The organism is Hallella seregens ATCC 51272, assembly GCF_000518545.1.
Lineage (GTDB): Bacteria > Bacteroidota > Bacteroidia > Bacteroidales > Bacteroidaceae > Prevotella > Prevotella seregens.
In genome coordinates, this window is the sequence record NZ_JADU01000047.1 from 1 (window position 1) to 3939 (window position 3939).

Sequence of the window (3939 nt, forward strand, 5' to 3'; positions counted from 1 at the left end):
TGCTACAAAAAGGAATCAGCATACTCCGATCTTTGGACGCATAAAAAAAATGTCGCTATGGATAAGCAAAAAGTAAATACAACATCTTCGATGAACAGCAAAGGATATAGCTCCTCCTCTCATTACCGCATTAACCCTACGGCTGAAAAGAGTGAGCAAGTGTTGGCAATTAAGTTTGTACAATGGGACGTTCCCCCTTTGGAGAGTCTTTGTAATAGCAAAGTATATCTCCTACGTGCAAAACTCAATCGTGGCGAGTGTATGAGCCGTGAGGAAAAGAATTGGCTATGCGAAGCGGTGAACTCTAATACCTATTTCCGCACAGCCGTTCCACTGCAAGGCTATCGCTTTGACTTCTTTGATGTACTGAAGAAATACCTTGTCAATCAGTACGGACAATGGACAGAGTATTACGCACCCGACAGAACAAGCCTAAGAGCCTACCTATATGGACGCATCAATCAAATTGTAGAAATTCCTAAATATTAAAGAACTATGAAAGGAACAGAACATTTTACACGGACAATTACAGAGTATCTCAACCAGCGTGCAGCGACAGACCCCTTGTTTGCCCCCAACTTGATGAAGCCTAACAAGAACATAGAAGATTGTGTAACCTACATCTTAAACGAGGTGAAGAAAAGCGGTTGCAATGGTTTCGACGACGATGAAATCTATTCTATGGCAGTGCATTATTTTGACACGGACAATATCAACATCGGCAAGCCCCTTGATTGCCATGTGGCGGTAAACCATGTGGTACAGCTCACGGACGAGGAAAAGGCAGAAGCACGCAGACAAGCCATCGAGCAGTACCAACGCGAACAGCTTGCCAAGATGCGTAGCCACAGCGAGCGTACCAAGAAAGCGGAAAACAAGGTTGTGCAACCCTCCTTATTCGATTAAGCCTATGAAACCGAGAAACAAATTTGAAAAGGCGGTTTTGGGGCAAAGCAAGCATCTTCGCCCGATAACCAAGACACAAAGCAAGTGGGCTTTCCGTGAGTGCATAGACCACTTCGCCTATAGCTTGCCAAAAGGTCGCACCACTTGTATGGATTGTGGGCATAGTTGGGTAATGGACAAACATAGAGAAACTTGCACTTGCCCTCATTGCAGGGCAAAGTTGCAGGTCAAGGAGACTTTCCAAAGGAAATTGCAGCAGAAGCGGTATTTTACCACGCTTACCGCTTGTGAGGGGTATCAAGTTTTGCGTATGTTCCTCCTCGTGGCTGAAATGGAGAAAGGCTGCAAGGCTGAACACTATGTGCTTGAAATCGGGCAGTATTGGTGGAATGCACAAGGGCGGAAAGCATTGGTTGCCATACAACGTATATTGGGACATTACGTTGATACATTTTCCTTTTGTGCTCCTATGGCAATTCGCAACGACAACGAAGCCTACCAATATGCAGCCTATTCGCAGACATATCCTAAGTTCAAGGTTACGGACACACTCCGCAGGAATGGTTTCAAGGATGATTTTCACGATATAGCCCCGACAACACTCATTTCGGCATTGCTTTCTGACAGTCGTGCAGAAACATTGATGAAAGCAGGACGGATTGAACATTTGCGCTATTTTCTCAATAGCCCTCGAGACTTTGACAGTTACTGGAAGTCCTACAAGATAGCCAATCGAAGCGGATATGAAATAACCGACATTTCTCTATGGTGCGACTATGTGGACACACTCCGCAGATTGGGCAAAGACACTCACAGCCCGAAATATCTTTGTCCTGCCAACCTCAGAGCCGAACACGACCGCAGGCACGAGGAACTTCTCAGGCAGCGTGAACAGGAGAAGATAGAACAGAGGCAGCAGAAGGCAATCGAAGATGAAAAACGCTTCAAGGAACTCAAATCCAAGTTTTTCGGTATCTGTTTTACGGACGGCATAATCCAAGTCCACGTGTTGGAGAGCGTGCAGGAACATTTGGAAGAAGGTGTATCAATGCACCATTGTCTGTTTTCTAATGCATATTACCTCAAGGAAGACTCCCTTATCCTTTCGGCTACCATTGAAGGCAAGCGAATAGAGACCATTGAAGTATCATTAAGAACTTTGGAAGTGGTGCAAAGTCGTGGAGTATGCAACAAGAATACGGAATACCACGAGCAGATAGTAAACCTTGTCAATGCCAATCGAGGTCTTATAAGCCGAAGAATGAAGGCAACAGCATAAAGAAAAATATAAACCACCAAATTATCACAGCAATGAAAGTAGAAATAGAAAGCTTCGTATGTAACTGGGCAGACGAAATACCCCATATCCTCATTAGGGTTATCAATGCAATAACCCTATCCGATAACAAGGAAGTGTTAAGAACAGCCATTAAACAGATAGCCGAAGAAACGGAACTTGACAACTTCTTTGCCTATGGGTATGGACGCACTCACTTTTGGCTCACCCATCGCAGACTATCGAATGGTAAGCCGATGAAGCACAGATTGTTAATAGCAGAGTTTTAGGGATATGGAGAAGAAAAAGATATACAGAGTAAGAACGCAGTACATTTTCGAGGGCGTGTTTGAAGTCCTTGCCGATAACAAGGAGGATGCACGGCAGAAAGTTTTGCAAGATTGCGGGTTGGTAATGGGTGGTAACATTCACAGTACCTTGCCCGACGAGGAGGTGAGTTGGGCATTTTCTACCCACCCAAAAGTAAAAACAACGCGAATAATCATTCAAAAGGAGTAAGCGACAGCGTACAAGCGGACGGCACATCCGCCGCCCGCTCCTTTCTTTCCATGAGCAATCAGGCGGGGAAAGATAAGGAGCAAAGAAAGCCTATGCCCTATCTTCAATAACCAACGATACCGAAACTGCAATTGAAAATGCTGTTTTGGTATCGTTCTTTTCATTGTTTTATCCTTATGGCACTGCCAACAGCCTTGTCACCGACCTTGACCAGTTCGTATTTTCCCAATCTGACATAAAGTTGCCCGAGTGTCTTGCAGCCGTAACGCTTGATTTTATACTTGGGCATCAGCTTTTTAAGTTCACCACCAATCAGTGAAAGCGTTACGGTATCATCCCCTTTACGTGCCGTTTCGAATGCCTTGTCAAACAAGGCACGGTCTCTGTCTATGAAGTAATCCGGCGTGTTATTATTCGGTTGGACGGGATCTGCCTTGTCCGAAAAGCGGAACTCATGACAGCTGTTTTGCAGTGATGCCGGTGTTTTCTGTTCGCCATAGCCCAACACCAATAGCCCTTCCTCTCTTATTCTCTGGGCAAGCAACGTATAATCGCTGTCGCTGGAAACGATACAAAAACCTTGCACGGTTTTTCCATGCAGCAAATCCATCGCATCGATGACAAGTGCCATATCCGTCGTATTCTTCACTCCGACATAAGAAAGCGCTTCCACCAAACGGAAAGAGAATGTCTTCGCTTCCTCTTTCCATCGTTTCATCGCGGACTTTGTCCAATCGGCATAGATACGCCGAATAATGGGATTGCCGTATGAGGAAACAAAGGAGATGATGTCGCCAAGTTTGTCGGCAGCAACATTATCGCCATCTATGAGAATGGCGATGGACGCTTGTTCCTGCTGTATGGGTAGTTTCTCTGTCATATTACTACAAAGGTAATGCTTTTTATGCTTATCTAAGAAAGAAAAATGGATTTTCTTATCTCTCCGATTAAAGATAAGTTCCCTTGCACGAAAAGTGCAAAAGGTATATTTTCAAGGAAGATAAAACAAGGCAAACTCTACCTTTCTTCGTTTCTCCAGCCCTTTCAAGACCTTTCCCTTGTATCTGCAGAACGAAACATACTCACGATAGATATTTCTGTTTCCTGCCTCAATTTTTCGCAGCAACCTACTTTTGGGGTACTTGCCATAACCAAGCAATCTCCCCACGCCCACATTATAGGCAAGTAGGCTGAGTAGCAGCGCATCCTTACCATAGTCTTTGAAGTGTTCAAAGCAT

The 3939-nt window shown here is 44.7% G+C and carries 7 protein-coding genes; 5 read left to right on the forward strand and 2 right to left on the reverse strand.

The genetic code is table 11. The features are described 5' to 3' along the window. Window positions 1-57: 57 nt before the first annotated feature. Genes L888_RS0110920 through L888_RS0110940 form a run of 5 tightly spaced genes read left to right on the forward strand, consistent with a single transcriptional unit; the run spans window position 58 to window position 2701 of the window. Complete coding sequence (locus L888_RS0110920; RefSeq protein ID WP_027952917.1) at window positions 58-489, forward strand: hypothetical protein; 432 nt, start codon at window positions 58-60, stop codon at window positions 487-489. A gap of 6 nt (window positions 490-495) precedes the next feature. Next, window positions 496-906 (forward strand): PcfK-like family protein, encoded by a 411-nt coding sequence (locus tag L888_RS0110925; RefSeq protein WP_027952918.1) that lies wholly within the window; start codon window positions 496-498, stop codon window positions 904-906. 4 nt (window positions 907-910) lie between these two features. Further along, window positions 911-2185 carry a PcfJ domain-containing protein gene (locus L888_RS0110930; RefSeq protein ID WP_027952919.1) on the forward strand — a complete coding sequence of 425 codons (1275 nt, stop codon included), beginning with the start codon at window positions 911-913 and terminating at the stop codon, window positions 2183-2185. A gap of 32 nt (window positions 2186-2217) precedes the next feature. Beyond that, the gene (locus L888_RS0110935) at window positions 2218-2472 is read left to right on the forward strand and encodes a hypothetical protein (RefSeq protein WP_027952920.1); all 255 of its coding nucleotides are present in this window, start codon (window positions 2218-2220) and stop codon (window positions 2470-2472) included. A gap of 4 nt (window positions 2473-2476) precedes the next feature. Next, window positions 2477-2701, forward strand: a complete 225-nt coding sequence (locus L888_RS0110940; RefSeq protein WP_004351251.1) for a hypothetical protein — start codon at window positions 2477-2479, stop codon at window positions 2699-2701. 160 nt (window positions 2702-2861) lie between these two features. Here the strand turns inward: L888_RS0110940 and L888_RS0110945 are convergent, their stop codons facing one another. Both L888_RS0110945 and L888_RS0110950 read right to left on the reverse strand, forming a co-directional pair. Then, window positions 2862-3581, reverse strand: a complete 720-nt coding sequence (locus L888_RS0110945) for an NYN domain-containing protein (protein ID WP_027952921.1) — start codon at window positions 3579-3581, stop codon at window positions 2862-2864. A gap of 111 nt (window positions 3582-3692) precedes the next feature. After that, window positions 3693-3939: glycoside hydrolase family protein (locus L888_RS0110950; RefSeq protein WP_027952922.1), on the reverse strand; the 247-nt coding region annotated here is incomplete at its 5' end.

Bases quoted from the DNA above. Each gene is read 5' to 3' on its own strand.
- L888_RS0110925 (WP_027952918.1), top strand. From the start codon at position 496: ATGAAAGGAACAGAACATTTTACACGGACAATTACAGAGTATCTCAAC.
- L888_RS0110920 (WP_027952917.1), top strand. From the start codon at position 58: ATGGATAAGCAAAAAGTAAATACAACATCTTCGATGAACAGCAAAGGA.
- L888_RS0110935 (WP_027952920.1), top strand. From the start codon at position 2,218: ATGAAAGTAGAAATAGAAAGCTTCGTATGTAACTGGGCAGACGAAATA.
- L888_RS0110945 (WP_027952921.1), bottom strand. From the start codon at position 3,581: ATGACAGAGAAACTACCCATACAGCAGGAACAAGCGTCCATCGCCATT.
- L888_RS0110940 (WP_004351251.1), top strand. From the start codon at position 2,477: ATGGAGAAGAAAAAGATATACAGAGTAAGAACGCAGTACATTTTCGAG.
- L888_RS0110930 (WP_027952919.1), top strand. From the start codon at position 911: ATGAAACCGAGAAACAAATTTGAAAAGGCGGTTTTGGGGCAAAGCAAG.